General features: G+C 72.1%; 23 protein-coding genes. 17 read left to right on the forward strand and 6 right to left on the reverse strand.

From position 1 onward, the window contains the following. Positions 1-21: 21 nt before the first annotated feature. Positions 22-1260 carry an MFS transporter gene (locus ACTWPT_RS39450; protein WP_443182629.1) on the reverse strand — a complete coding sequence of 413 codons (1239 nt, stop codon included), beginning with the start codon at positions 1258-1260 and terminating at the stop codon, positions 22-24. Between the two features lie 111 nt (positions 1261-1371). On the opposite strand from ACTWPT_RS39450, the gene ACTWPT_RS39455 reads away from it, so the two are divergent. The 7 genes from ACTWPT_RS39455 (at position 1372) to ACTWPT_RS39485 (ending at position 7452) form a co-directional block, all read left to right on the forward strand. Then, complete coding sequence (locus tag ACTWPT_RS39455; RefSeq protein WP_443182630.1) at positions 1372-2274, forward strand: LysR family transcriptional regulator; 903 nt, start codon at positions 1372-1374, stop codon at positions 2272-2274. Positions 2275-2378: 104 nt separating this feature from the next. Then, positions 2379-3356: a zinc-binding dehydrogenase gene (locus tag ACTWPT_RS39460; protein ID WP_443182631.1), complete on the forward strand. Its 978-nt coding sequence runs from the start codon at positions 2379-2381 to the stop codon at positions 3354-3356. Then, a complete protein-coding gene (locus ACTWPT_RS39465; protein ID WP_443182632.1) occupies positions 3353-4300 on the forward strand; it encodes a 3-carboxyethylcatechol 2,3-dioxygenase in 948 nt (315 codons plus the stop codon). Before ACTWPT_RS39460 ends, ACTWPT_RS39465 begins: the two co-directional genes overlap by 4 nt. After that, positions 4297-5058: a 2-keto-4-pentenoate hydratase gene (locus ACTWPT_RS39470; RefSeq protein WP_443182633.1), complete on the forward strand. Its 762-nt coding sequence runs from the start codon at positions 4297-4299 to the stop codon at positions 5056-5058. The genes ACTWPT_RS39465 and ACTWPT_RS39470 overlap by 4 nt, the downstream gene beginning before the upstream one ends. Then, positions 5055-5969: an acetaldehyde dehydrogenase (acetylating) gene (locus ACTWPT_RS39475; protein ID WP_443182634.1), complete on the forward strand. Its 915-nt coding sequence runs from the start codon at positions 5055-5057 to the stop codon at positions 5967-5969. The genes ACTWPT_RS39470 and ACTWPT_RS39475 overlap by 4 nt, the downstream gene beginning before the upstream one ends. Continuing rightward, complete coding sequence (gene dmpG, locus ACTWPT_RS39480) at positions 5966-6967, forward strand: 4-hydroxy-2-oxovalerate aldolase (RefSeq protein WP_443182635.1); 1002 nt, start codon at positions 5966-5968, stop codon at positions 6965-6967. The genes ACTWPT_RS39475 and dmpG overlap by 4 nt, the downstream gene beginning before the upstream one ends. An 83-nt stretch (positions 6968-7050) precedes the next feature. Next, entirely contained in the window at positions 7051-7452 is a 402-nt protein-coding gene (locus ACTWPT_RS39485) for a hypothetical protein (protein WP_443182636.1), read from the forward strand. Positions 7453-7458: 6 nt separating this feature from the next. Here ACTWPT_RS39485 and ACTWPT_RS39490 read toward each other — a convergent pair whose 3' ends face one another. Continuing rightward, on the reverse strand, positions 7459-8112 hold the full coding sequence (locus tag ACTWPT_RS39490; RefSeq protein WP_443182637.1) for a class I SAM-dependent methyltransferase: 654 nt from the start codon (positions 8110-8112) through the stop codon (positions 7459-7461). Positions 8113-8180: 68 nt separating this feature from the next. Here ACTWPT_RS39490 and ACTWPT_RS39495 point away from each other — a divergent pair, with 68 nt between their 5' ends. Beyond that, positions 8181-8387 (forward strand): carboxylesterase family protein, encoded by a 207-nt coding sequence (locus ACTWPT_RS39495; RefSeq protein ID WP_443182736.1) that lies wholly within the window; start codon positions 8181-8183, stop codon positions 8385-8387. On the opposite strand, the gene ACTWPT_RS39500 is transcribed toward ACTWPT_RS39495, so the two are convergent. Next, positions 8294-8566: a hypothetical protein gene (locus tag ACTWPT_RS39500; protein ID WP_443182638.1), complete on the reverse strand. Its 273-nt coding sequence runs from the start codon at positions 8564-8566 to the stop codon at positions 8294-8296. The two genes, ACTWPT_RS39495 and ACTWPT_RS39500, sit on opposite strands and share 94 nt — an antisense overlap. A gap of 548 nt (positions 8567-9114) precedes the next feature. Between ACTWPT_RS39500 and ACTWPT_RS39505 the strand changes: the two genes are divergently transcribed. Then, positions 9115-11271 carry a WD40 repeat domain-containing serine/threonine protein kinase gene (locus ACTWPT_RS39505; RefSeq protein ID WP_443182639.1) on the forward strand — a complete coding sequence of 719 codons (2157 nt, stop codon included), beginning with the start codon at positions 9115-9117 and terminating at the stop codon, positions 11269-11271. Here ACTWPT_RS39505 and ACTWPT_RS39510 read toward each other — a convergent pair. Continuing rightward, positions 11268-13619, reverse strand: coding sequence for a hypothetical protein (locus ACTWPT_RS39510; protein ID WP_443182640.1), 2352 nt, complete (start codon positions 13617-13619; stop codon positions 11268-11270). The genes ACTWPT_RS39505 and ACTWPT_RS39510 overlap by 4 nt on opposite strands. A gap of 318 nt (positions 13620-13937) precedes the next feature. Between ACTWPT_RS39510 and ACTWPT_RS39515 the strand changes: the two genes are divergently transcribed. The 8 genes from ACTWPT_RS39515 (at position 13938) to ACTWPT_RS39550 (ending at position 24289) form a co-directional block, all read left to right on the forward strand. Then, entirely contained in the window at positions 13938-14837 is a 900-nt protein-coding gene (locus ACTWPT_RS39515; RefSeq protein ID WP_443182641.1) for a glycoside hydrolase family 16 protein, read from the forward strand. A gap of 160 nt (positions 14838-14997) precedes the next feature. Next, positions 14998-15462, forward strand: coding sequence for a hypothetical protein (locus ACTWPT_RS39520; protein ID WP_443182642.1), 465 nt, complete (start codon positions 14998-15000; stop codon positions 15460-15462). 4 nt (positions 15463-15466) lie between these two features. Continuing rightward, positions 15467-16594, forward strand: a complete 1128-nt coding sequence (locus tag ACTWPT_RS39525) for a glycosyltransferase (RefSeq protein WP_443182643.1) — start codon at positions 15467-15469, stop codon at positions 16592-16594. Next, the gene (locus tag ACTWPT_RS39530; protein WP_443182644.1) at positions 16591-17760 is read left to right on the forward strand and encodes a glycosyltransferase; all 1170 of its coding nucleotides are present in this window, start codon (positions 16591-16593) and stop codon (positions 17758-17760) included. The genes ACTWPT_RS39525 and ACTWPT_RS39530 overlap by 4 nt, the downstream gene beginning before the upstream one ends. After that, entirely contained in the window at positions 17750-18802 is a 1053-nt protein-coding gene (locus ACTWPT_RS39535; protein ID WP_443182645.1) for a glycosyltransferase, read from the forward strand. Before ACTWPT_RS39530 ends, ACTWPT_RS39535 begins: the two co-directional genes overlap by 11 nt. Continuing rightward, positions 18799-21075 carry a hypothetical protein gene (locus tag ACTWPT_RS39540; RefSeq protein WP_443182646.1) on the forward strand — a complete coding sequence of 759 codons (2277 nt, stop codon included), beginning with the start codon at positions 18799-18801 and terminating at the stop codon, positions 21073-21075. Before ACTWPT_RS39535 ends, ACTWPT_RS39540 begins: the two co-directional genes overlap by 4 nt. Further along, a complete protein-coding gene (locus ACTWPT_RS39545; protein ID WP_443182647.1) occupies positions 21072-21965 on the forward strand; it encodes a glycosyltransferase family 2 protein in 894 nt (297 codons plus the stop codon). Before ACTWPT_RS39540 ends, ACTWPT_RS39545 begins: the two co-directional genes overlap by 4 nt. Further along, entirely contained in the window at positions 21962-24289 is a 2328-nt protein-coding gene (locus ACTWPT_RS39550) for a glycosyltransferase (RefSeq protein WP_443182648.1), read from the forward strand. Before ACTWPT_RS39545 ends, ACTWPT_RS39550 begins: the two co-directional genes overlap by 4 nt. Here ACTWPT_RS39550 and ACTWPT_RS39555 read toward each other — a convergent pair. Together ACTWPT_RS39555 and ACTWPT_RS39560 are read right to left on the reverse strand one after the other, a co-directional pair. Further along, positions 24270-25103, reverse strand: coding sequence for a glycoside hydrolase family 16 protein (locus ACTWPT_RS39555; RefSeq protein ID WP_443182649.1), 834 nt, complete (start codon positions 25101-25103; stop codon positions 24270-24272). The genes ACTWPT_RS39550 and ACTWPT_RS39555 overlap by 20 nt on opposite strands. A gap of 355 nt (positions 25104-25458) precedes the next feature. Next, complete coding sequence (locus tag ACTWPT_RS39560) at positions 25459-25680, reverse strand: hypothetical protein (RefSeq protein WP_443182650.1); 222 nt, start codon at positions 25678-25680, stop codon at positions 25459-25461. Between the last annotated feature and the right edge of the window lie 90 nt (positions 25681-25770).

Below are 25770 nucleotides of genomic sequence, written 5' to 3' on the forward strand. Positions count from 1 at the left end.
GCGCTTCGGAAGCCGGCGGACTCACCGCCTGCGCAGCAGGCGGCCGGCGACCGTGGCGTTGAGGGCGGCGAGCGCGACAGCGAAGCCGAGCAGGGCGGCCTGGTCCGAGACGAATCGGGTGGCGACGCCGATGCCGAGGATCGGTATGGCCAGGCCGACGTACGCGGCCAGGAAGAGACCGGCCAGGGCCTCGCCGCGGGCATGGGCGGGGGCGAGGGACACGATCGTGGTGACCGCACCCTTGAACAGGATGCCCGCGCCCGCTCCGGCGACGATGCCCATGGTCAGGAACAGGGCGAGGTTCGCCAGCCAGACCCCGGCGGTGACACCGCTGATGCCCAGAGTCATCAGCAGCAGGCCAGTGGCAAGTTGGTGCCTGACCGTGATGCGGGCCAGCACCATCTGGGTGGTGGCCGCCGCACCGAACACGAGAAAGGCCACCAGGCCGGCCAGGGCCCGCGAGGGGTGGTGCAGAGTGACGGCGACGAAGCCGGGCGCCAGCGAGGTGAACAGGCCCAGCACGGAGAAGGCGGCGCCAGCGGCCGCGGAGGCGGCGAAGTAGGTGCTACGGGAAGCTCGCGGTACGGACACCCGCTGCGGTCGATAGGGCGGCCGCTCCCCGGCCGGTTCCACCGTCTCCGGCACGAGCGCCACGCCGACCGCGCTGATCAGCAGCAGGCCGAGAAAGACCAGATAGGGGGTGCGCAGCGGCTCGGAGACGTACTGGGCGAGTAACCCGGACACGAGCGGCCCCACGGCCAGGCCTCCCAGGTTGGCGGCGGTGGCGACCAGATCGGCGCGGACGCGAGAGGCGTTCGGGCGCGCGGCCAGATGCAGTTCCGCCAGGTGCGCCGTGGCCGTCGCCGTGATCAAACCTACGCCCAGCCCCGAGACCATCCTGGCCACGATCAGCAAGGGCAGCGACGTCGAGGACAGGAAGATCGCGGCCGAGACGACTTCCAGCGACACAGCCGGAAGCAGAACCCGTCGCCGTCCCAGCCAGTCGGAAACGTGGCCGGCGAGGAAGAGGCTGACGACCACGCCCAGCGCGTAGGCGGCGAACGCCACCGTGACAGTGAACGTGGACAAGTGGTCGTGCTGCTGGTACACCGCCCACAGCGGGGTCGGCGCGCCCGAGAAGGCCATGGACGTCAGGAAGGCGGCCGCGATCAGCCAGAATCCGGCCCCGTGCCCCACCGCCCGCGTCCCCGACGCGGGGCGCCGGGAGCCGGTGAAACGGTCCAGCGAGCTGACGAACATGAGCTGCTCCGATCGGCGAACGTTGTTGAATCCAACAATCACCCCCGGCATCGATCGTGTCCAACACACGTTAATGCTCGCATCAATCAGAAATAGTGATAGTTATGGCTTATGGAGCTGCGTCACCTCGAGTACTTCGTCACCGTGGCCGAGGAGCTGAACTTCACCCGAGCCGCTCGCCGCCTCCATGTGGCCCAGTCCGGCCTCTCCGCCGCCATCCGGAGCCTCGAACGCGAGGTGGGCCTCCTCTTGTTCGAACGCACATCCAAACACGTCGCACTCACCGACGCCGGCGTCGCCCTGCTGCCCGAGGCCCGCACCACACTGGACGCGGCGCAGGCCGCCCGCGACGCCGTCGACCAGGTGCGCGGCGGCCTGCGTGGCAGTCTGACGATCGGCACCCTGACCTCGCTGGACATCCTCGATCTGCCCGCGCTCATCGGGCGGTTCCATGCCGACCACCCCGGCGTCACCGTCAGTCTTCGGGCGGCGGCCCGAGGATCGGCCGACCTCGCCCAGTCCCTCGTGGAAGGCACCCTCGACGCCGCGTTCCTGTCCCTGCCCGGCCCCCCACCGGCAGGACTCGACCTGAGAGCGCTGGCCTCCGTCCCCATGCTGGCCGTGCTACCCGCCGACCACTCCCGCTCCCGGCAGGACGACGTCACGCTGGCCGACCTCGCGGACGAACCCTTCGTCGACTCACCCATCGGATACGGCAATCGCGCCCTCGTCGACCAGCGCATGGCCGCCGCACGCCTGCACCGCCACGTCCGCATCGAGGTCCACGACATACGCACTGCCGCCGACTTCGTCCGCCACGGTCTTGGCGTCGCCATCATGCCGTCGTACGCCGTCCCGTCCGGCGACCCGCACCTGAAGGTGCTACCCCTGGCAGACAGCTCCCTGCGCTGGGAGCTGTCCATCGCCACCCCCGCGCACCGCCGCCGCAGCGCCGCGCTCCGGGCACTGCTCCGCCTGGTCGGCACCCACGTCCACGTGCCAGAGGACCATTGACGCCACCAGGCCGGGGGCACCTCTCCCGGGCTCGTTCCACAGGTCGTTCCGTACGGCGGCACACGCGCTGTCGGAAGGCGGCGATCGTCGGACAGCGTTGAGCCATGCTTGCCGCCACCGCCGTCTCCCAGAGCGCGACCGACCCGCTGGCCGGGCTCGTCCTGGGTGACGTACCAAGGCCCGAACCCCGGCCCGGCTGGTCGATCGTCCGGGTCGTCTCGTCCTCGCTCAACATGCATGACCTGTGGACGCTGCGCGGCGTCGGCCACCCGCCCGACCGGCTGCCGATCATCCTCGGCTGCGACGCCGCCGGGTACGACCAGGACGGCAACGAGGTCATCGTGCACCCCGTCATCGCCGACCCGGACGCCGGCCGGGGCGACGAGACCCTCGACCCGAACCGGGCCCTGCTGTCCGAGCAGCACGACGGCGCCTTCGCCGAGTACCTGACGGTGCCGGCCCGCAACCTGATCCCCAAGCCGTCGTGGTTGTCGTTCGACGAGGCCGCGTGCCTGCCGGTCGCCTGGACGACGGCGTACCGGATGTTGTTCACCCAGGCGCGGATCACCGCCGGCGACCGGGTGCTGGTGCAGGGCGCGGGCGGCGGCGTCGCCTCGGCCGCGATCAAGCTGGCCGTCGCCGCCGGTGCCGTCGTGTACGCCACCAGCCGCAGCGAGGACAAGCGGATCCAGGCTCTCGCCTGGGGAGCCCGCGCCGCGGTGCCGACCGGCGAGCGGCTGCCCGAGCGGGTGGACGTCGTCATCGAGACAGTCGGCGAGGCGACCTGGTCGCACTCGCTGAAGTCGCTGCGTCCCGGCGGCACGATCGTCATCGCGGGCGCGACCAGCGGCACGAACCCGCCCGCCGACCTCGGCCGGATCTTCTACCTGCAGCAGCGCATCCTCGGCTCCACCGGCTGCACCCGCAGCGAGCTCGTCGCCCTGCTCAAGATGATGGACGCCACGGGCCTGCGTCCGGTGATCGACCGCACGCTGCCGCTCGACGAGATCCACAAGGGCTTCCAGCTCATGATCGACGGGCGGCTCACCGGCAAGCTCGTCATTAAGGAGATCGCCTCATGAAAGCCGCAGCCGTCGGCTTGTCCCATTCGCCTCTCATCGGCAAGAACGACCCCGCGCCCGAGGTCGTCGCGGCCGTGGACGCCGCCGTGAACGAGGCCCGGGCCTTCGTCCGCGCGTTCGACCCCGAGCTGGTCGTGCTGTACGCCCCCGACCACTACAACGGCTTCTTCTACAAGGAGATGCCGCCCTTCTGCCTGGCCACCGAGGCGAACGCGGTCGGCGACTTCGGCTCGGCCGCGGGAGCGCTGTCGGTGGACACCGAGGCCGCCCGCGCCATCGCGCGCGGTGTGCTGGACCGCGGCGTCGACCTGACGATCTCGGCGCGGATGACCGTGGACCACGGGTTCGTGCAGCCGCTGGAGGTGCTGTTCGGCGGCATCGCGAACGTGCCTGTCGTGCCCGTCTTCGTCAACGGGGTGGCCACCCCGCTCGGCCCGGTCAGCCGCATCCGCGCCCTCGGCACCGCGATCGGCGAGGCCGCCGCCGGGCTGGACCGGCGGGTGCTGTTCCTCAGCTCCGGCGGGCTCTCCCACGATCCGCCCGTCCCGGTGCTCGACGGCGCTCCGCCGCGGGTGGCCGACGCCCTCATCGAGGGCCACCCGCCCACTCCAGAGCAGCGCGCCCGGGGCGAGCAGCGCGTGATCCAGGCAGGCCGGGACTACGCCGCCGGCTCCACCGCGATGATCCCCATCAACCCGAACTGGGACAACCTCGTCCTGGACACGCTCGCGAGCGGCCGCCTCGAGGACGTGGACGGCTGGAGCGTGGAGTGGATGGGCGCCGAGGGCGGCGGCTCCGCGCACGAGGTGCGCACGTGGATCGCCGCCTTCGCCTCGCTCGCGGCCACCGCCAAGTACCGGATGACCTCCCGCTTCTACCGCGCCATCCCCGAGTGGATCGCCGGCTTCGCAGTGGCGACGGCGGCACCGGAGGCGACCCGATGACCGCCATCGACGAGGCCGTGGACCGGCTGGCAGACGCGGCTCTCACCGGCAAGCCGTGCCGGCCGGTCCGCGGCCTCATCACCGACGTCGCGGCCGCCTACGAGGTGCAGCGCCGCCTCAACGCCCGCCGCACCGCACCGGTGACGGGCCGCAAGATCGGCCTCACCTCCCCCGCCGTGCAGCGGCAGCTCGGTGTGGACCAGCCGGACTTCGGCGTGTTGTTCGCCGACATGGAAGTGTCCGGCACGGCTCCTCTGGAACACCTCCTGCAACCGAAGGTCGAGGCCGAGATCGCCTTCGTCCTGGCCTCCGACCTCTCCGAGGACCTCGACCTGGCGGCCGTCCGGGCGGCAGTGGACTACGCGACCCCTGCTCTGGAGATCGTGGACAGTCGCATCGCGAACTGGGACATCACCATCGTCGACACCGTGGCCGACAACGCCTCCAGCGGGCTGTATGTCCTGGGCGCCGAGCGGCTGCCGCTGAGCGCGTTCGAACCGGTCGAAGCCACCATGCGCATGTATGCCGACGGCCAGATCGTTTCTGAGGGCAACGGGGCCGCCTGCCTCGGCGACCCCCTTAACGCGCTGCTGTGGCTCGCCCGCACCGCCCGCGACTTCGGCGACCCGCTCCGGGCAGGCCAGGTGATCCTTTCCGGCGCCCTGGGACCGATGGTCCCCGTCTCCCCCGGCGTCACCGTACGTGCCGAAATTTCCGGACTCGGCGCGGTGGCCGTGACCTTCAAGGACCCGTCATGAACAAGACCAAGGTGGCCGTGATCGGCTCCGGCAACATCGGCACCGACCTGATGATCAAGATCCTCCGGCTCTCGGGAACCCTGGAAATGGGGGCGATGATCGGCATCGACCCCGACTCCGACGGCCTGGCCCGCGCCCGCCGGCTCAAGGTCCCCGCCACCCACGACGGCGTGGACGGCTTCATCGCCATGGACGGCTTCGCCGACATCGACATCATCTTCGACGCCACCTCCGCCAAGGCGCACATCGGCAACGCCGCCAAGCTGGAACCCCACGGCAAGACCCTCATCGACCTCACCCCCGCCGCGATCGGCCCGTTCGTCGTCCCTCCGGTGAACCTCGACTCCCACCTCGGCGCACGCAACGTCAACATGGTCACCTGCGGCGGCCAGGCCACCATCCCGATCGTGCACGCGGTCTCCCGCATCACCCCCGTGGCTTACGCCGAGATCGTCGCCTCCATCGCCTCCAAGTCGGCCGGCCCCGGCACCCGCGCCAACATCGACGAGTTCACCGAGACCACGGCCGCCGCCATCGAATCGGTCGGCGGCGCCGCCCGCGGCAAGGCGATCATCGTCCTCAACCCCGCCGACCCGCCGCTCATCATGCGCGACACCGTCTTCTGCCTGATCGGCGACGCCGACCACGACGCCATCCGGACGTCCATCGAGGAGATGGTCGCCGAGGTCGCCAAGTACGTCCCCGGCTATCGCCTCAAGCAGGACGTGCAGTTCACCCCCATCGACGAGCCGGTCACCACGCTGACCCCCGAGCCGGTCACCACCCGCGTGTCGGTGTTCCTCGAAGTCGAAGGGGCGGCCCACTACCTGCCCGCCTACGCCGGCAACCTCGACATCATGACCTCGGCCGCCCTGCGCGTCGCCGAGCGCATCGCAGGAGCCACCGCATGAACCTCTACATCCAGGACGTCACCCTCCGGGACGGCATGCACGCCGTACGGCACCGCATCACCCCGCACGATGTGGGCCGCATCGTCGCCGCCCTGGACGCCGCCGGGGTGGACGCCATCGAGGTCGCCCACGGCGACGGCCTGGCCGGCGCCTCGGTCAACTACGGCCCCGGCAGCAACACCGACTGGGAATGGATCGAGGCCGCCGCCGAGGCGGTGAACCGGGCCACGCTCACCACCCTCCTGCTGCCCGGCATCGGCACCATCGCCGAGCTCAAGCGCGCCTACTCCCTCGACGTGCGCTCCATCCGCATCGCCACCCACTGCACCGAAGCCGACGTCGCCGCCCAGCACATCACCACCGCCCGCGAGATCGGCATGGACGTCGCCGGCTTCCTCATGCTCAGCCACATGGCGCCCCCTGCCGAGCTGGCCAAGCAGGCCAAGCTCATGGAGTCGTACGGCGCCCACTGCGTTTACGTCACCGACTCCGGCGGCCGCCTCACCATGGACGGCGTCCGCGACCGCGTCCGCGCCTACCGTGATGTCCTCGACCCCGGCACCCAGCTCGGCATCCACGCCCACCAGAACCTCTCGCTCGCCGTGGCCAACTCCGTCGTCGCCGTTGAAGAGGGCGTCACCCGCGTCGACGCCTCCCTGGCCGGCCATGGCGCGGGTGCCGGCAACTGCCCCATCGAACCCTTCATCGCCGTCGCCAGCCTCAACAACTGGACACACGGCTGCGACCTGTTCGCCCTCCAGGACGCCGCCGACGACCTCGTCCGCCCGTTGCAGGACCGCCCGGTCCAGGTGGACCGCGAGACCCTCACCCTCGGCTACGCCGGCGCGTACTCCAGCTTCCTGCGCCATGCCGAGGCCGCCTCCCGGCAGTACGGCATCGACGTACGGACCATCCTGCTCGAAGTGGGCCGGCGCCGCCTCGTCGGCGGCCAGGAGGACATGATCGTCGACATCGCCCTCGACCTGCTCAACGCCTGAACACGTGGCTTCCAAGTCGCTCACAAGTATGGGGGCCTATCTCTAGGAGTGTCCGATTCACGTTCCATTCCCGGAGTCCCCTCATGCGTTTGCTCACCCTTCTCACCGCCGTCCTCCTCCCGCTGGGCGTGGCCGCCCCCGCCGCGGCCACGCCGGCCATCTGGAAGTGGCGCACCGTCCACTCCGCCGACGGCATGGCCAGCGCCTGGGGCAAGGTGGCCATCAGCCAGTTCGGCTATGTCGTGTACGGCAACCTGGAGGACACCCGCGGCAAGGGCTGTGCCTGGGCCGTGCTGCGAGCCCAGGACGCCCGCAACGGGCGCTGGAAGGTCTACGGCTTCTACAACTGCACGCCCGGCACCGGGACCTTCCGCAAGAACTACGGCAGCGTCCTGCAGATCAAGGTCCAGGTCTGCCGCGGCAACTCCAAGCGCCCCACCGGCGAATGCTCGAAGCAGAAGACCATCATGACCCAGGGCGGGTAGGCCCGCCTACTCCGCCGCCCGGCAAGCGAAGGCGTAGCGCTGCCTGTCGGGGCGGTAGGTGGAGCCCACGACCGCGAGCCCGGTCTCGGTGAGCTGGGTCTCCAGATCGGCTGGGGTGAACGGCTGGAAGTCGATGGGATGGCGGCGGTGCGTGACGCTCCCGTCCGGGTGCTCCAGCAAGAACAGCAGCTCCGCCAGGCATGGCTCGCCGAACCGCTCGGGGATGTTCCAGACGTACACGCAGCAGGCCCGGACCCCGTCGCGCTCGCGTACCCGGTCAGCGGCCACGATCCGGGGCCGTTCCCGATAGAGCAGCTCCCAGTTGCGGGAGTCGACGATCAGCATGCCATTGGGCGCCAGCATCTGGTGCATCGCCGACAACGCCGAGACCATGGCCTTGTGCGAGCCGGCGTGCACCAGGGAATTGCCGAGGCACAGAATCAGCTCGTACGTCCCGGTCACGACGGCGGGCAGGTGCTCCCATCGGGCGACGAGCACCTCCACCTCGGCGGGCAACCGCCGCCTGGCCTCGGCCACCATGGCCGGGCCGGCATCCGTGGCGGTCACCTGGAACCCCGCGTGCGCCAGCACCATGGCGTCCGTCCCGATACCGCACGCGCAGTCCAGCACCCGCGCGGAGCGCTCGGTCGCCGACCGCATCACCGCCATCGGCCGCGCCCGCTGTTACCTTCAACTACCACACCGGTTTCGAAGGCTTCGGCGGCCACCTGCCCGGCGTTCCCGGCAACCGGGGCCTGCTGGACCAGCTCGCCGCGCTCGCCTGGGTCCAGGACAACATCTCCGCTTTCGGCGGTGACCCCGGCAACGTCACCGTTCTCGGTCAGTCGGCGAGCGCCACCTCCGCCGCCCTGCTCGCCGCGGCGCCGGCCTGTTCGGGCGGTGCGTCCTGCAAAGCCTGCCTGCCGGGTACCTGACCGTGGCTGATGCCCGGCAGGTCACCGAGCGGCTCCCGGCGGGCACTGGTGCCGCCTCCACCAGGGACGATCTGGCCGCACTGCCCCCGCAGGTCCTGCTCGAGGTGCCGGACGTCCGGCTTACGGGCGGGCGCCCCGGCGGCGCGTACGCCCCGGGTCATCGACGGGAAACTGGTCACCGCGCCGCCCTGGCAGGCCCTCCGCGACGGGAGGGCCCGTCACATCGGCCTCCTCTGCGGTTTCACCCACGAGGAATACCGCGGCTCGGCCCCCGCCGGGATCGATCTGAAGTCGGCCGCCGCGGGACTCGGACTCGACCCCAAGGCCGCCGTCGCCCATCGTGCCGCCTACCCGGATGCCTCCACAGCCGAGGTGGTGACCACGCTCATGTCCGACGCCCTGGTACGCATGCTCACTACCATGACCGCCGAGGCTCACGCCCGGTCAGGGTGCCGCACCTGGTTGTACGACTTCGCCTGGCAAGGACCGGTCGGCGCAACCCATGGCATAGATATCCCATTCGTCTTCGGCCTCCCGAAACCCGATATGCCGTCCGCTCTCTCGGGAGCCCCCCAGCGGGGCTTCTCACAGGCCCGCCTCTTCGCCCGCCGCCCTGCCGGATAGGCCGGATGCGCGCCTCATGAGAGTAGGCTTTTAGCGCTGCCTATCGTGCATAAGCGTCCGTAAGCCATCATTCTGCTGAGCATCCTTCTTGGGGAAGGTACGTGTGCCCAGTCTCAGTCCTCTGCGGCCGACCGACCCGCGCCAGGTGGGTCCTTACCGGCTGACGGGCTATCTGGGCGCGGGCGGCCAGGGCACCGTGTACGTCGGCGAGTCGCCCGGGGGCCAGGTCGTTGCGATCAAGGTGCTGCACGCCCGGCTGTCGGAGGAACCCGAGGCCCGTGAGCGGTTCCTCCAGGAGATCGCCGCGACCCGGCAAGTGCGGCAGTTCTGCACGGCCCGGGTGCTGGACGCCGACACCAGCGGGGACCAGCCGTACGTGGTCAGCCAGTACGTCGAGGGCATCTCGCTGAGCCGGCTCATCGCCACGCAGGGAGTCCGCGACCCCGACACGCTGGAGCGGCTGGCGGTCGCCACCGTCACTGCGCTGGTGGCCATCCACCAGGCCGGAATCGTGCACCGCGACTTCAAGCCCAGCAACGTCGTGTGCGGTCCTGACGGGCCCCGGGTGATCGACTTCGGGCTGGCGCGCGCCCTGGACTCCACGGTCGCCGAGAGCAGCGAGATCCTCGGAACGCCGGCTTACATGGCGCCGGAGCAGTTCAGCGCCGGTGTGGTGACGGCGGCGTCGGACATGTTCAGCTGGGCAGCCACCATGGCCTACGCGGCGAGCGGGCGACCGCCGTTCGGGAACGACAGCATCCCGGCCATCTTCCAGCGCATACTCAACGAGGAGCCGGACCTCACCGGGCTCACCGAGCCGGTGAGGTCACTGGTGGTGGCGTGCCTGGACAAGAGTCCCGCGGCCCGGCCGTCGGCAACCGACGTGCTGTTCAACCTGCTCGGCCACGGCGTGCCCAATCCCGCGCGGGAGGCGGCGGGCCAGGAATCCCTCTTCTCAGTCGGGACGCGGCCGCAGGAGAGCGGTGGCGAGGGTGCCGCGTCCCAGACGGGCGCACCACCGCTCTCGGGATCGTCCTCACTGCCCGGCTTGTCCTCGCAGTCGGGTCCGTCGTCGCAGTGGGTTCCGCCGTCACCGTCGGGTCCGTCGTCGCAGTCCGGTCCCACCTCGCTTTCGCGTCCGTCCCTGGTCTCGGGCGGGGCGTCGCTCCCTGATGCGGGGATGGTCTCGGCGACGGAATCGCTGGTGGGTCCGCGCGTTCGCGCCGGTCTCAGGTCGCGGCGCACCCTGGTCGCCGCGTCCCTCGGGCTGGTGGCCGCCGGGGCCGTCGCCACGGGCGCTTACTTCGCCTTGGCCACGGCGGCGACGCCCACGGTCGTGACGCGACCCACCGTTGTCCCGGGGCCTACGACGCCGGTGATCCAACCGGAGGTGACCCGGACCCTCTCCCAGGAACCCTCATACGCGGTCGCATACAGCCCGGACGGGAAGACATTCGCGACCGGCGGCGCCGATGGGACCGTGCGGCTGTGGGACGCCGCCACCCGCCGCGTCACGGCCTCGCTCGACGGCCACACCAAGGGCGTCCACGCGGTGGCGTTCAGCCCGGAAGGCAAGACGCTCGCGACGGGGAGCGACGACGGGACCGTACGGCTGTGGAGCCTGCCCTCGGGGCGCGGCAGGGGCACGCTCACCGGCCACACCGGAGGGGTCGGGTCGGTGGCGTTCAGCCCCGACGGCAAGACCGTGGCCAGCGCCAGCCGCGACCGGACCGTGCGGTTGTGGAACGCCGCAACCGGCGACGGCACCGCGATCCTCAACGGTCACACCGACTGGGTGGACTCGGTGGCGTTCAGCCCCGACGGTGCCATGATCGCCACGGGCAGCCACGACCGGACCGTACGGCTCTGGCATCCGGCGACCGGCGAAGGCACCGCCGTGCTCTCCGGCCACCGCTACTGGGTCTTCTCGGTGGCCTTCAGCCCGGACGGGAAGACCCTGGCGAGCGCGAGCGCCGACCGCACCGTCCGGCTGTGGGACGTCGCCGCCCGCAAGGAGCGAACCGTGCTCGCCGGTCACCGGGGCTGGGCCTCCGCGGTCGCCTTCAGCCCGGACGGGAAGACGCTGGCCAGCGGCGGCTATGACCGCAAGGTACGGCTGTGGGACGCGGCGAGCGGACGCGGCACCGGCGAGCTGGACGGGCCTGCCGACTGGGTCTACTCGGTGGCGTTCAGCCGGGACGGCACGACCGTCACCGGGGTTGCGGGTGACGGCACGCTGAGAGTGTGGGGCACGCGCTAGGGAGTGCCGGTCTCGTCCGACGACAGCGGGCGCCGCCAGACGGTCGGCTCGTCGCCCTGGCCGGTGGCCGTGGAACCCACGCCGACGAGCTCGCCGTCCACCGTGGTGAACGCTGTCAGCCGCTGGTCGCCCGGGCCGGACATGCCGGTGCCGCGCGGCTGCTCGGGCTTCCAGGAGCGCCCGTCTGCCGAGGTCCAGATGACCACGTCGCCGGGCCTGCCCACGGTGCCGGCCACCACGAAGCCCCGCGGGGTCGCGGCCATGGCGGTGACGCTGGACTGCTCGCCGGCCACCACCGGCAGAGAGATCGGCTGCCAGCTCCGGCCGCCGTCGACCGACACGTACCCGAACGCGGCCGTGCCCGTGCCGTTGCCGGTGACGGCCGTACCGGCGGTCACCAGGACGTCGTCGTGGGAGGCGATGTGGGGCAGCCAGCCCTCGTTGACGCCGGCCGGGATCGGCAGGCGTACCAGCGACCACTTGCGGCCGTCCGGCGAGATCCACACAGTGGGGCGGCGGACGAAGACGCCACCGTAGGCGTCGGGGTCGGTCACGCCGCCTGCGGCGACGAAGCCGAACATGCCGTTGGTCACGGAGTGCATCCACCGCCTGGTCGTCGGCGTGCCGACGAGGTTGTCCTCGCCCGCCGGGATGCCGCGCTCCCAGGTCTTGAGGTCCGGCGACCACCAGGTGCCCGCGCCGAAGCCGTCCTCGCCCACGATCACGTAGCCGTCCGGGCCGGCAGCGGCACCGCGGGCGATCAGCGGGTTCGTGCCGTTGGGCTGGAACGCCGCCGCGCCGTCGGCCCGCCGCCAGCTCTCGCCGTCCGCCGAGGTGACGACCAGGGGGCGACCGGGCGTCCGGCCGCTGGACCCGACCGCCAGCCAGCCGGCGAAGCCGGGCGTGACGCCGGTCAGCCGCTGCCTCCCTTGGCCGGCCAGGGCCTTCTCCTTGTCCTGGACGCGCCGCCAGGTGGCCCCGTCCGCAGAGGTCCAGACGGTGGCCTCCCCATTGGCACCGCCGACTGCGACCACCCGGCCGTCGGCCGTCCCGAGCGCGTCCACGACCTTGCCGCTCCCGGTGGTGCTCGGGATGCCGGTGGGGACGTCCTTCCCTGCCTTGTCGCGTACCGCGAGCAGGGCGCCCGTGCCACCGTGGGCCGTGTCGGCGCCCACCACGACGGTGTTGTCCGCGGCCGCGGCGGCGTCACGCACCTCGGCGCCGTCGGCCGTCGTGCCGGCGGGTTGCCAGGAGCGGCCGTCCGTGCTGCGGACCAGCTGGATCCCGCTGTCGGTCCCGATCGCGGCGACCGCGGCCTGGGAGGTGGCGGTCAGCCGTAACAGGCGCCGGAAGCCCGGCACGTCGATCTTCGCCGCCGTCGTCCAGCGCACGCCGTCGGGCGAGGTGTAGGTGGTGGCGCGGGAGCCGTCCTGGCGCACCGCGAGCATGGTCGTCGCGGTCGCGGCGAAGGCCAGCTCCGGCTTGCGCGACTTGCCCGGGACGGCGAACGCCTGCCAGGTGTTGCCGGCGTCGGTCGAGCGCCAGGTGACGTCGTACGGCTTGATGGAGCTCTCGCCGCGGACGACGATGGCGTTCTTGACGCTCGCCACGTCGGTGAGGGCAAGGGTGCCGCCGGTCGGCGGGTGGAGCCGCCAGCCGGCCCGGCGTTCCCAGCTCCGGCCGTCGCGGGACAGCCACACCACCGGGGAGGCGTCGGTGAAGTCGCCCTTGTCCGAGGTCTGCCCCACGGCGGTGAAGCCGTTTCCGGTCCACGCGACGTCGGCGACCCGGTCGCGCGGGCCGAAGGCGAGGCTGGCGGTGGCGTCGGGCTGACGGGTCCAGGCCGCGCCGTCGGGGCTCGTCCAGACGACGGTGCCGCCGACGCGGTCGCCAAGCGCGAGCCAGCCGCCGGGGCCCGCGGCGAGGTGGCGGGGGATCTCGCCGGCGACGGGCGGCTCGCCCTTCGCGGTCCGCACCTGGGCGCGGGCGAAGGTGCGGCCCGCGTCCTTGGACAGGAAGAACCCGGTCCGGTAGCCGGAGTCGGCGTCCTCGCCGCCCGCGATCACCACCGTGGCGCCCATGGCGGCGACGCCGTTGAGCTCCAGCTGCCGGCCGTCGCCGCTGCCGGCCGGACCCGCCGCGAACAGGTTGCCGGCCAGCTCCGCGGCCGCCGGCTCGTCGCTCTGACGGGAGGCCACCACCACACCGCCCGCCACGATGATCGCGAACGTGACGGAGGCGCCGCCGATCAGCAGCGAACGGAAGCGTCGCTTCTGCCGACCCGGAGGCATCGGGTCGGTCGCCGGGTAGCCGACGTCGGGGTCGGTCAGCTCTGTGGTCGGTGGCAAGGATGGTAGCGACGGTTGAGAGAACGGTAACGAGGGCTGGGAGACCCGTTCGTCCGGCGGCAGCGAGGGTTGGGAGAAGCGTTCGACCGGCGGTGACGACGGCTGGGACAACCGTTCGTTCGGTGGCAGTGACGGCTGGGAGAGCCGCTCGTTCACCTGCTCGGGGGAACCGTCCGGATCACCCGTCTCGCTTCGCCAGCCACCTCCGGTCACCGCAGCCTCTCCCTTTGGTATTCTCCGGCCAGGACGGAGCCCCTCGCCGGAAGTCATTATTTATGGGAAGCGCGACGAAACGAAGTCCGAGCGCGAGTCGGCCCGATGACGGCGGCTGACGGCGCGGCCCGTTCCCGCACCTGGATCCTCGCCGCGGCGATCTGCGCCACTGTGGTCGCGGCCAGCGCGGCAGGGGTGCGCACCATTGGCGAGACGTCTTCGGACGGGGCTCGGAACGGGGGGGCGACGCCGCCGCCCGCACAGTCGATCGAGCCTCCGCCGCTGGCGCTGCCCGAGGCCTCCTGGAAACTGAGCTGGTCCGACGAGTTCAACGGGCGTGGCCGGTCCGCCAAGTGGACCGCCCTGTCCGGCACGAGCTGGTCCAACCGGAAGGCGCTGCACTACTACACCCCCGCGAACGCGGTGCAGGACGGCTCCGGCCGCCTGGTCATCTCCGCCCGACGGGCGCGGGCCGTGGACCGGCCGGCCTGCTGGTACGGCCCATGCGACTACAGCTCCGCCCGGCTGGAGACCAGGAGGACCTTCAACCAGGCGTACGGGCGGTTCACCGCGCGTATCAAGCTGCCGCTCGGCAAGGGGCTGTGGCCGGCCTTCTGGCTCAAGCGCAGCGACGCCGGCCGCTCCGGCTCCACGACGTACGGCGAGATCGACATCATGGAGAACCGCGGCCACGAGACCCATCTCGTCAGGGCCTACACCCACTCCAAGGGCCGCAAGGGCGGCGGCCAGATCACCCTGCCGGAGCGGCTGGACGCCGGTTTCCACGTGTACGGCGTCGACTGGACGCCCCAGAGCATCACCTGGTGGGTGGACGGCAAGCCGTACGCCCAATACCCGCGCTATCCCGGCTGGCCGTTCGACAAGCCCTTCTACCTGATCCTCAACCTGCAGGTGGGCGGCAGCTGGGTGGGAAACCCGAACACCACGACCCGCTTCCCGGCGCGGATGGTGGTCGACTGGGTGCGGGTGTACCGCCAGCGCTAAGCCCACCCTTCGCCGCAAGCGCCGAAATTTACGGCATATCCACTTGGAACGGTCCTTAATAACGTTTGTACCGTTGTGACTCGTCATTCTGGGCGGCCGCCCCTTCCGGCACATTAGGATCAAGCGTCCCCATCAGCATCGTGGTGAAGTCACGCCGTAAATGACGCGATTATTTCCCCGTTTCACCTCTTTAACGACTGCCGCCCTGCTCGGCGCGGTCGTCGTGGCCGCGCTCGGCGCGCAGACCGAGCAGGGGCGCCACCTGCTCCTCACGGCCGGGCTGGCCGGCGCGCCCGCCGGGTACACCGAGCTGGCGTTCGCCGCTCCCCAGGCGCTGCCGGCCCGATTGCCCGCCACGTCGTTCCTGGTCCCGCCCTCCTTCACCATCCGCAATGTCACCGGGCGGCAGCGCGAGTACGGCTGGTCGGTACGCCTGACCGAGTCCGGCAGGACCCGTACCGTCGCCAGCGGGCGCGTGACCCTGGCCGACGGGCAGCCGGTGACGATCACGCCGCCCACGAAGGCGCTGTGCGAGCCCGGCCCGATCACCCTCGGGGTCCTGCTGGAAGGCGGCGAGGCCATCGCGTTCCGCGCCGCCTGCTCCGCGGACATCGACGAGGGGTAGGCGCGTGCCCAGACGGCCCGTGGTGGCGCTGGTCACCGATGCCATCCACCCGTACAGCTTCGGCGGCAGGGAGATCCGCTACCACGAGTTGTACGCGCACCTTACGCCGCACGCCGACCTCCACGTGTTCACCATGCGCTGGTGGCACGGCCCCCGGGTGCGCACCGAGGGCGGCGTCACGTTCCACGCCATCTCCCCGCTGCTGCCGATGTACCGGCACGGCGTCCGCTCCACCTGGCAGGCGCTGGTGTTCGCGGTGGCCTGCCTCAGGCTGCTGCGGCATCGGTTCGACGTGCTCAACGTCGACCAGATCCCGTTCCTGCACCTGCTGACGCTGCGCCTGGTCGCCACGCTGCGCCGCAAACCGCTGATCGCGACCTGGCACGAGGTGTGGGGCCCGGAGTACTGGCGCTACAGCATGCGCACCGGCTGGCGGCCCGCGTGGTGGATCGAGCGGCTGGCGATGCGGGCGCCCGATCGCATCATCGCCGTCTCCCCGGAGACGGCCCGGCGGCTGCGAGCCGAGCTCGGCGAGCGGGCCCCGATCACGATCGCACCCAACGGGGTCGACCTCGACAGGGTGAACCAGTCCACACCGCACGGGCAGCGCACCGACCTGGTCGTGGTGAGCAGGCTGATGCGGCACAAGGGCCTGGACCTGCTGCTGGCCGCCGTCGCGCGGCTGCGGGAGCGCGGCCGCGCGGTCACCTGCCGGATCATCGGCGACGGCCCGGAACGCGACGCTCTGCGCGAGGAGGCCGAACGGCTCGGCATCGCGCACGCCGTGGAGTTCCGGCACGACGTCAGCGAGCAGAAGGACGTGTACTCGCTGGTCAAGGCGGGACGGGTGTTCGCCTTCCCGTCCACCAGGGAGGGGTTCGGCATCGCCGTGCTGGAGGCGATCGCCTGCGGCGTGCCGGTGGTGACCACCTCGGCCAGGGACAACCTGGCCCAGCACCTGGTGCGTCACAGCCGGCGGGGCATCGTCTGCGACCACACGCTGGACGCGTTCGCCGGAGCCCTGGCCGACGCCCTCGACGGGCCCGCGGACGACGCGCCGGCGGAGCCGTGGGTCGGCGAGTACGCCCTGGACTCGATCGCCTCGCACGTGGTGAAGGCGATGCTGCCGTGAGGATCCTCTACGTCAGCCCCTACCCGCCGGCCCGGGACGGCATCGGGACCTACACCCACGTGCTCGCCCGCGCCGTGCGCGACCGCGACCACGAGGTCGCGGTGGTCGCCGCCCGCCCGCATCCGGACGCGCCCGAGGAGGTCATCGGCGCATTGGGCGGCGGGGTGGCACCGCTGCGTGCGGCCGTGGCCCGGTTCCGGCCGGACGTGGTGCACGTGCAGTTCGCGGTGCCCGCGTTCGGCGCTCGTACCCTGGCCGTGGCGCGCTGGCTGGCCGACCCCGGGGTTCCCGCGGTGGCCACGCTGCACGAGGTCAACCGCGACACGGCGCTGCTGCGTGGGCCCGGGAGGGTGCTGTACCGGCACGTCGCGCGGGGCTGCGACCGGCTCATCGTGCACACGCGGGCGGCGCTGGACACGCTCGGCGCCCTCGGGCTCGACGACGACGCCACGGTGGTCCCGCACTTCTCCGCGCCGCCGCCGCCCGCGACCGGCACCGCCGCCGGCCTGCGGGCCCGTTTCGGGCTGGGCGACGCCCGCGTGCTCCTGGCCTTCGGCCACATCCATGTCAGCAAGGGGCTCGACGACCTGGTGCGGGCACTGGCGACACTGCCGCCCGCGACGCTGGGCGAGGTGCGGGTCGTGGTCGCGGGCGCGGTACGGCGGCGGCACGGCCCCTTCCGAGTGTTCGAGGCGCGTGACCACCTGCACAAGGCGAAGGTGGGCCGCCTGGCGCGCCGGCACGGGCTGCGCGACCGGCTGGTGTTCACCGGGTACGTGCCGGACGGCGACATCGCGGCCTGGTTCGCCGCGGCGGAGGCCGTCGTGCTGCCCTACCGCGACGCCGAGCAGAGCGGGGTGGCCAACCTGGCCCGCGCCTTCGGCGTACCGGTGATCGCGACCACCGCGGGCGGGCTGGCCGAGCTGTTCGAGGGCTCCCCGTGGGCGGTCCCCCCTGGCGCCCCTGACCGGCTGGCGGCGGCGATCGCCGACCTCCTCGTGACCGGTCCGGAGAGAGGCGGCGTCCCGGGCACGTCGGACATGGTGCCGGACTCGGGCACGTCGGACACCGACCTGAGCACCGTCACGACGCGGACGATCGCCGTGTACGAGGCCGTACGCCGCCCGCTCGCCCCCATCCCCGGGAACCGCCCCGATGCCCCCTAACCTGTCCGTCGTCATCTGCTCCTACAACGGCGCGGCCCGCCTCGGGCGGACCCTCGACGCGCTGGCGGCCCAGACCACTCACGCCGACCTGGAGATCATCGTCGTCGACGACGCGTCCCTGGACGGGACCGGGGACGTCGCGCGCGGCCACGGGGTCACGGTCATCCGGCACGAGACGAATCGCGGCGCGGCGGCGGCCCGCGACACCGGCCTGCGGGCCGCGAAGGGGCGGGTCGTGGCCTTCCTCGACGACGACTGCGAGCCGTGCCCCCGCTGGGCCGAGCTGCTGCTCGGCGGCTATGCCGAAGAGGGTGTCGCCGGGGTGGGCGGCCCCATCGTGCCCGTGACCGGGGACGGCTTCCTGTCGCGCTTCCTCGAACGTAACAACCGGCACGAGCCGCTGGAGCTTGAGCTCACCGTCAGCGCGGCGCTGCCGTACCGGCTGTGGTTGTACCTGCGGCGGCAGTGGACGACGGCCGAGGCGGCGCGCGGGCGGCGGGACGTCTATGCTTTCAGCGGCGGCAACATGTCGTTCGAGCGGGAGCGGCTGCTGGCCGCGGGCGGGTTCGACACCCGGTTCCGGTACGCGGCCGAGGAGGAGGACCTGTCCCGCAGGCTCCGGCGGGACCGGCCGGGGCGGCTGGTCTTCGTCCCCGACGCGCCGGTCGCGCACCGGTACACACCCACGGTGCGGGGCATGCTGCGCCGCAGCCTGGCGTACGGGCGGGGCGCCGCGATGCAGTACCTCAAGTGGCCCGCGGTGCGGCCGACGGTGTTCCCGTGGCCGGTGCTCGTCGCGGGCCTCGCTCTCGCGGCCGTCCTGCGGCCAGCGGTCGCGGTCGTGCCCGTGCTGCTGCCACTGCTGCTCTACCCCGTGGGGCTGCGGAACGCGGTGACGGGCAGGATCGAGGCGCTCGCCGACCCGTACCTCCGGATCGCCCAGGAAGCGTGCGAGAATATCGGCTTCCTGCACGGTCTGTGGGCCTTCCGCCGCATGTTCGCCGAGGACAGGACCGGCCGGGGCGGAGGGCAGAGCACGTGACCGTCCGCGAGCAGGACAGGCGGATGGTGCTGTACGGCGCGGCCCTCGTCCTGATCGTCGGGTTGACCCAGGCGCGCCAGGTGTGGGCGGCCCAGCTGCTGCTCGTGCCGCTGCTGCTGATCGTGCCCGGATGCCTGCTGCTGCGGGCGTTGCGGGTGCCGGGCCACCGGGTGGCGACGTTCCCGCTGTATGTGCCGGCCGCGTCGCTGGTCGTGCTCATGGTGTCCGGCCTCGCGGTCACCCTGCTCGTGCCGCTGGTCGACGGTGCCGTCCTCGACGCGGTGTTCGGCCCCGGCTCGGACCCCGGGGCGCCGCTCCGGCCCGGGCCGCTGCTCGCCGGGCTCATGCTGGTCTGCCTGGGGTTGTTCCTCGCCGGGGTGAAGGCGCCGCAGGAGACGGCCGTCCCGTGGCGGTCTCTGCCCTCCGCCGGGTGGTTGTCGCTGCCGTTGCTGCTGCCGCTGCTCACCGCGGCCGGGGCGCTGCGGCTCAACCACGGGTACGGCCCCGAGGTGGCGATCGCGGCCATCGCCGGCTGCGTGCTCGTGCTGGCGTTCGGGATCGTCCGGGCCGGGCGGCTAGGGGCCGGGCGTTCGGCCGTCCTGCTGTACGCCGTCTCGCTGGCCATGATGTGGTCGTACGCGCTCCGCGGCGAACTGGTCTACGGGTTCGACATCGCCTCCGAGTACGCCGTGGCCCAGGAGACGGCGACCTCGGGGATCTGGGTGACCGGCCCGCACCCCGACGCGTACGGGGCGATGCTCAGCATCACCGTTCTGCCCGCCGAGCTGCACGCCCTGACCGGGCTGCCGGTCCTGCTGGTGCTCAAGGTCGTCTACCCGGCGACCTTCGCGATGTTCCCCGTCGGGATCTTCCACCTCGCCAGGCGCTTCCTGCCGGGCCAATGGGCGTTCGCCGCCGCCGCGTTCGTGACGGCGCAGGGCGCGCTGTCCCAGCAGTTCCCGGCGCTGGCCCGGCAGGAGATCGCCATGCTGCTGTTCGCCGCGCTGTGCGGGGCCCTGCTCGACGCCCGGCTGCGGCGCTTCCCCAAGGCGGCTTTGTTGTGCCTGTTCGGGCCGGGCATCGTGGTCTCGCACTACACGACCGCGTACTTCACGGCCGTGATGCTCGGCGGGGCGCTGGCCCTGCAGGCCGTGCTGTGGGCTCTGCGGCGGCCGCGGATCGCGCCGCGGGCGGTCGCGGCGGCGCTGCTGCCCGGGCTGCTCGCCGGGGTGCTCTGGTACGTTCCGATCACCCGGTCGACGGCCAACATCGGCGAGTTCCGCACCGCGCTGAGCTCCGACGGCCTGCGGCTGCTGCCCGGCGCCGAGACCGCCGGGACGCTGCTCTCCGCCTATCTGCGGGGCACCGACGTGACTCGCATCCCGACGTACCTCTACGCCAAGCGGGTCGTGCCCAAATACCGTCCGCCCAAGGCCACCGTGACGCCTGCCGCCGACGCGGACGATCCCCGGTGGGCCCTCGGGGACGCGGGCGTGCCGGTCCCCCCGAAGACCGCGCCGGCGGTGAGCGCGTCGCTCGACCTCGGCGTGCTGCTGGTCCAGCAGCTGGCGAACCTGCTCGGTCTGATCGGCGCCCTGGTCATGGCCGTGCGCCGCCGCTCGTCGTGGCTGGTCCGGCGGATCGGCGTGCTGGCCGTGCCGATGCTGGGCGCCCTGGTGCTGCTGCGCCTCTCCGGCACCCTCGCCGCCGCGTACAACCAGAGCCGCGCCCAGCTGCAGGCGCTGACGCTCGTCACCATTGCCATGTGCTGGCTGCTGCACCGCGTCTCGGCGGCCAAATTCCCAGCCGGGCTCCGCCGGACGGTGTACGGGCTGGCGGGAGCGGCCGTCGTCGTCACCTTCGCGACCGGCAGCGGCCTGGACAACGTGCTGCTCGGCGGTGAGCGGGCGACCAACCTCTCCACGCGCGGCGAGGACTGCGAGCGGTTCTGCATGTACGAGGCCGAGCTGGCGGGGGCGCGCTGGCTCAAGGAGGCGGCACGCGGCTCGCCCGACCGCCTCTACGCCGACCGGTACGCGCAGCTGCGGTTGTTCGCCGAGCTCGGGCCGGGGCGGCGGATCCAGACCGACATCACCCCCCTGACCCTGGACCGGCGGGCCTGGGTGTACGCGAGCTGGACCAACACCGCCGTCGGCCGCGCCAGGTCGCTGTTCGACAACCAGCTCGCCCTGTACGCGTTCCCGACCGGCTTCATCGAGGCGCACTACGATCTCGTGTACACGAGCGGAGTCACGAAGGTCTTCCACCGATGATCTCTATCGTCATCATCAGCAAGGACGAGCCCGCGCTGGACGGCACCCTCGACGGCGTCACCCGCGCGGCCGAGTCCGCGAGCCTGCCGTACGAGATCATCGTCGTCGACGCCTCCGAAGGCCGGCTCGACGCCGTCGCCGCCGCCCACCCGCACGTGCGGTGGACGGCCTTCACCCCGCCGCCGGGCGTGCGCGTGACCATCCCGCACCAGCGCAACGCCGGTGTGCGCGCCGCCAAGGGCGAGATCGTCGTGTTCACCGACGTGGGCTGCCTCCCACAGGGCGACTGGCTGCGCCGCCTCGTCGCGCCGATGCTCGACGAGGGCGAAAGCGTCGTGTCGGGGCTGGTCACAGGTCCCGAGGGGCACGGCAGCCTCTACGACGCCGACGCCCGGCGCCGGGCCGCCGCCCGCTACCTCCCGGAGTGCGGCACCGGCAACCTGGCGGTGCGCCGGGAGGTGTTCGACGAGGTCGCCGGTTTCGACGAGACGTTCGGGTACGGCTCCGACGTCGACTTCAGCTGGCGGGTCCAGGACGCCGGGCACCGCATCCGCAGCGCTGGGGACGCGGTCGTCACCCACGAGTGGGGGGACCGCCGCCGGCAGCTCCGCCGCTCGTACGTCTACGGCAAGGCCCGCGCCCGGCTCTATCTCAAGCACCGGGGCCGCCGGGCGCACCTGCTGCGCCGGGAGCCGATGGTCGTGGCTTATCCCCTTTTCCTGCTCGGCCTGCCGCTGACCCTGTGGTTCCCGCTCTACCCGGCGCTGCTGCTGTTGCCGGCCTGGCGCAACCGGCACAACGGGCCAGTGCGGGTCCTTGCCGACCACCTGGTGTACGGCGCGGGCGTGCTCGCCGAACTCGCCGCTCCCCGCGGCCGCGCCGGCCGATGAAGGTGCTGGTCTTCCCCCGTGACAGCAACCCGTATCAGGACCTGCTGTACGGCGAGTTACGCCGCACCGGCGTCCGCGTCCACTACCTGGGCGAGCTGACCTTCTCCCACACGCTCAACCTCCTGCTGCTGCCGGCCGAGCTGGCCGTCCGGCGGCTGGCCGGGGGCCGGATCGTGCACCTGCACTGGGTGTGGAAGTTCGCGCTGCCGGGCGGGGCCCGGATGCGGCGGCCGGCGCAGCTGTGGTTCGCCGTCATCCTCGGCATTATGCGGCTGCTCGGCCTGCGGCTGGTGTGGACCGCGCACAACGTGCTGCCGCACCGGCCGGTCTTCGCCGACGACGCCGCCGCCCGGCGCACACTCGTACGACACTGCGACCTCGTGATCGCCCACCACTCGACGGCACTGGACCGGCTGGCGGCTCTGGGGGCGGTGCCGTCCAGGTCCGCCGTGATCCCGCACGGTCCCTTTCCCGCGCCACCGCTGCCGCCGCCGGGCCGGTCGGGCGAGCCCCGCACGTTCCTGTTCTTCGGGCGGATCGAGCCGTACAAGGGGGTCGAGGACCTGTTGGCGGCCTTCACGGCCTTGCCCGCCGGGCTGGACGTTCGCCTCGTCGTCGCCGGAGCCTGCCCTGACGCGGCGCTCGCAGCCCGGCTGGAGGCGTCGGCCGCCGCCGACGACCGCGTCGACCTGCGGCTCGGGCGCGTACGCGACGAGGACGTCGCCGGGCTGTTCGCGGAGGCCGACGTCGTCGTGCTGCCGTTCCGCGAGATCACCACCAGCGGCAGCGCGCTGCTCGCGCTCGCCCACGGCAGACCGGTGATCGTCCCGGCGCTGCCCGCCCTGGCGGGGCTGCCGGCCGCCGCCCTGGCCGGCTACCGAGGCGGTGTCACCGGGCTCACCGCGGCCCTGCGGGCAGCGGCGGGCTGGGACGCGGTGACGCTGGCGGCGATGTCGGAGGCGGCGCTGGAGCACGTGGACGGCGTCGGCTGGACCGAGATCGCCCGCGCGACCCGGAATGGCTACGCCACCGTGCTGCAGGATCGAGGCGGGCGGGTCGGGGAGCGCGCCCGCTCGCTGTTCCGCAACGTCCTGGTCCGCGGGACCTTCCTGCTGCTGGCCAACACGGTGCTGCTCGCGGCGGGTGGCTTCGCGTTCTTCACGCTGGCGGCGCGCAACTACCCGGTCGAGGCCGTCGGCTGGCTGACCGCCGTGACCGCGAGCGTCAACCTGCTGTCGACCGTCGCCGCCCTCGGCCTGCCCACCACGCTGCTGCGCCATCTCGTCAAAGCCGACGACCCGCGCCGGCTGGCGGCGATCGCCGTGACCGCCGTCGGCGCGATCGGCGGCGTGCTCGCCCTGCTGTCACTGCTGATCCTGGCGCCGCTGCTGCCCGGCGGTCCGGAGCTCATCCGGCAGCCCGGGACGATCACGCTGGTCACCGTCCTGGTGATGGTCACCGCCGTGGGCGGGACGCTGGACGCGGGGCTGATCGCGGTCCGGGGCACCGCGGCGCTGCTGGCCAAGAACCTGGCGGGCACCGCGCTGAAGGTCGGCGCGTTGCTGCCGCTGGTCCCGTTGGGGTTCACCGGCCTGGTCCTCGCCTACGGCGGCGGCGCCCTGCTCGCCTGCTTGCTCGGCGGGGCGGCGCTGTGGCCGCGGCTGCGCCGCGCCGGAGACCGCGCGCGGCCGACGGAGGTGCTGCGGCGGTACCTGCCGTTCTCCGCCGCCGGTTACCTGGCGACCGCGCTCGGCATGCTGCCGAGCACCGTGGTGCCGCTGGAGGTGATGGCCGTCCGGGGGCCGCAGGCGGCGGCGTACTTCGCGATCGCCTTCCAGGTGGCGGCGTTCCTCAACTTCATCCCTTCGACGAGCGCGCAGGTGCTGTTCGCCGAGGCGCAGCGGATCTCGCTGCGCCGGTACCTGCGCAAGGCCGTGGTGGGGATCTACGGCCTGCTCGTCCCCGCCGTCGCGGTGATCGTGGTCGGCGCGCCGTACATCCTGCGGGTCTTCGGGGAGGGCTACTCGGCGCAGGCGACGGGGACGCTGCGGGTCCTGGGCCTGGCGGCGCTGGTCGGCGCGGGTAACTACCTGGTGGACACGATCCTGATCAGCAGGGACCGCACCGGCGCGTACGTCTTCATGAACGGCGCCAACGCGGTCCTGGTGCTGGGGCTGGTGGCGGCGCTGCTCCCGTACGGGCTGACCGCCGCGGCCCTCGGCTGGACGCTCGCGCAAGGCCTGTCCCTGCTGCTGGGAGCGGGCGTGCTGATCGCCAACTTCGCCGCCGGGCGGCGTGCCGAGGTCAGCGCGGCGGATCGGTAGCGGCGGCGTACACGCGGACGTGGTCCACGATCATCTGCTGCGGGAAGCGGGTCGTCGAGTCGGGCGGGCCGGGCCAGTCGCCGCCGACGGCCAAGTTGAGCAGGAGGTAGTAGGGCACGTCGAAGTCCCAGCCGCCGGGCGGGGCGTTCGCCTTGTGCTCGGTGCCGTAGACCTGCCCGTCGACCAGGAAGGAGATGCGGTCGGGATACCAGTCGGCGGCGAAGACGTGGAAGTCGTCGGCGAACCTGCCCCCGTTGGGCAGCCGGTAGGAGTTGAGCGCGTCGTAGCCCTTCTCCCCGTGCAGGTTGCCGTGGACCGTGTCCGGCTCGCGCCCGAGGTGCTCCATGATGTCGATCTCCCCGCGTCCGCTGCCCTGGGGAGATCGCCGCGCCCAGAAGGCCGGCCACATACCCTGACCTGTGGGCAACTTGATGCGGGCCTCGATCCGCCCGTAGCGCTGGACGAACTTCCCCGCTGTGAACAACCGGGCGGAGGTGGCCGCGCACACGCGGGGGCTGCAGTCGTGGGCGCCAGCGTCGTCGGACCGGGCGGTGATGACCAGCCGGCCCTGGCCGTCCACGACCGCGTTGCGCGGCGTGTAATACTCCAGCTCGTTGTTGTAGCCGAGATGGTCGTCGACCAGATTCCACTTCGCCGGATCCGGCGGCCCGGCGGGACCGTCGAACTCGTCCGCCCAGACCAACCGCCACCCCGACGGCGCCTTCGCCGGCGTCGGCGCGGGCTCACGCACGGTCACCACGTAGAGCGTGGCCGCGACCGCGACCGTGAACGTGAGGACCAACGCCCCAGCCACCCACCAGCCCGTCCGATCGCGGCCCGACGCCGCCCTGGCGGTGTGGGGTGAACCGCTCGCGCCTCGCGCCCGCCGGTGGCGCGCACCGTGGCGGGGATCTCGGTGCCATGCGCGGTCATCGGACACGGACCTCTACCCTCCCGACGGCATGCTGTGTCATCGTACGGCGCTTCTCCGGCGAGTCCGAGCCGCCGCGAACGAGCGGAGACGGGATGTAGGAAAGCCGTAGTCTAGTGAGGAACTTAATCTTCACCCGTAAGGGCCCTCAGCCGTCGCAGTGGTCGTGGAAGACGAGGATCGCCGGCCTCCGCCGCCGCGTTGATCACGTGGAGGGGCGTTGCGTGAGCACGCAACGCTAGGCGAACGCGGGGGTGAAGCCCATCGCTTCCAGCGTCGACCGGTCGCCGCGCACCTCCCTGTGCTGCTCGTCGCGATTTGACTTGCTCCCTGGCCTGAAGTCCGGGATTCCCGTGCCGCCTAGGCGGCCGACATCCTCCCATGCAGGGCTGTTTAAGCGCATGAAAGTGGATCTCAAGTGGTCCGCAGCAAAATGAGCAAAAGCCAGATGCTCGGCCACGGAGAGCTACCATGGCCCCACAAGCGGATACCGTTCGGGACATTCTTACCGTTTTGACACGCTCTGTAGTGCGGTGTTTACAGTTGGCTC

Origin of the sequence: Nonomuraea sp. 3N208, from assembly GCF_052245935.1 — a bacterium.
Taxonomy (GTDB): domain Bacteria; phylum Actinomycetota; class Actinomycetes; order Streptosporangiales; family Streptosporangiaceae; genus Nonomuraea.

Coding starts and splice junctions, on each gene's coding strand:
- ACTWPT_RS39485 (WP_443182636.1), top strand. CDS start 7,051: ATGCGTTTGCTCACCCTTCTCACCGCCGTCCTCCTCCCGCTGGGCGTG.
- dmpG (WP_443182635.1), top strand. CDS start 5,966: ATGAACCTCTACATCCAGGACGTCACCCTCCGGGACGGCATGCACGCC.
- ACTWPT_RS39470 (WP_443182633.1), top strand. CDS start 4,297: ATGACCGCCATCGACGAGGCCGTGGACCGGCTGGCAGACGCGGCTCTC.
- ACTWPT_RS39550 (WP_443182648.1), top strand. CDS start 21,962: ATGAAGGTGCTGGTCTTCCCCCGTGACAGCAACCCGTATCAGGACCTG.
- ACTWPT_RS39460 (WP_443182631.1), top strand. CDS start 2,379: ATGCTTGCCGCCACCGCCGTCTCCCAGAGCGCGACCGACCCGCTGGCC.
- ACTWPT_RS39475 (WP_443182634.1), top strand. CDS start 5,055: ATGAACAAGACCAAGGTGGCCGTGATCGGCTCCGGCAACATCGGCACC.
- ACTWPT_RS39535 (WP_443182645.1), top strand. CDS start 17,750: ATGCCCCCTAACCTGTCCGTCGTCATCTGCTCCTACAACGGCGCGGCC.
- ACTWPT_RS39465 (WP_443182632.1), top strand. CDS start 3,353: ATGAAAGCCGCAGCCGTCGGCTTGTCCCATTCGCCTCTCATCGGCAAG.
- ACTWPT_RS39515 (WP_443182641.1), top strand. CDS start 13,938: ATGACGGCGGCTGACGGCGCGGCCCGTTCCCGCACCTGGATCCTCGCC.
- ACTWPT_RS39455 (WP_443182630.1), top strand. CDS start 1,372: ATGGAGCTGCGTCACCTCGAGTACTTCGTCACCGTGGCCGAGGAGCTG.
- ACTWPT_RS39545 (WP_443182647.1), top strand. CDS start 21,072: ATGATCTCTATCGTCATCATCAGCAAGGACGAGCCCGCGCTGGACGGC.
- ACTWPT_RS39520 (WP_443182642.1), top strand. CDS start 14,998: ATGACGCGATTATTTCCCCGTTTCACCTCTTTAACGACTGCCGCCCTG.
- ACTWPT_RS39450 (WP_443182629.1), bottom strand. CDS start 1,260: ATGTTCGTCAGCTCGCTGGACCGTTTCACCGGCTCCCGGCGCCCCGCG.
- ACTWPT_RS39490 (WP_443182637.1), bottom strand. CDS start 8,112: ATGCGGTCGGCGACCGAGCGCTCCGCGCGGGTGCTGGACTGCGCGTGC.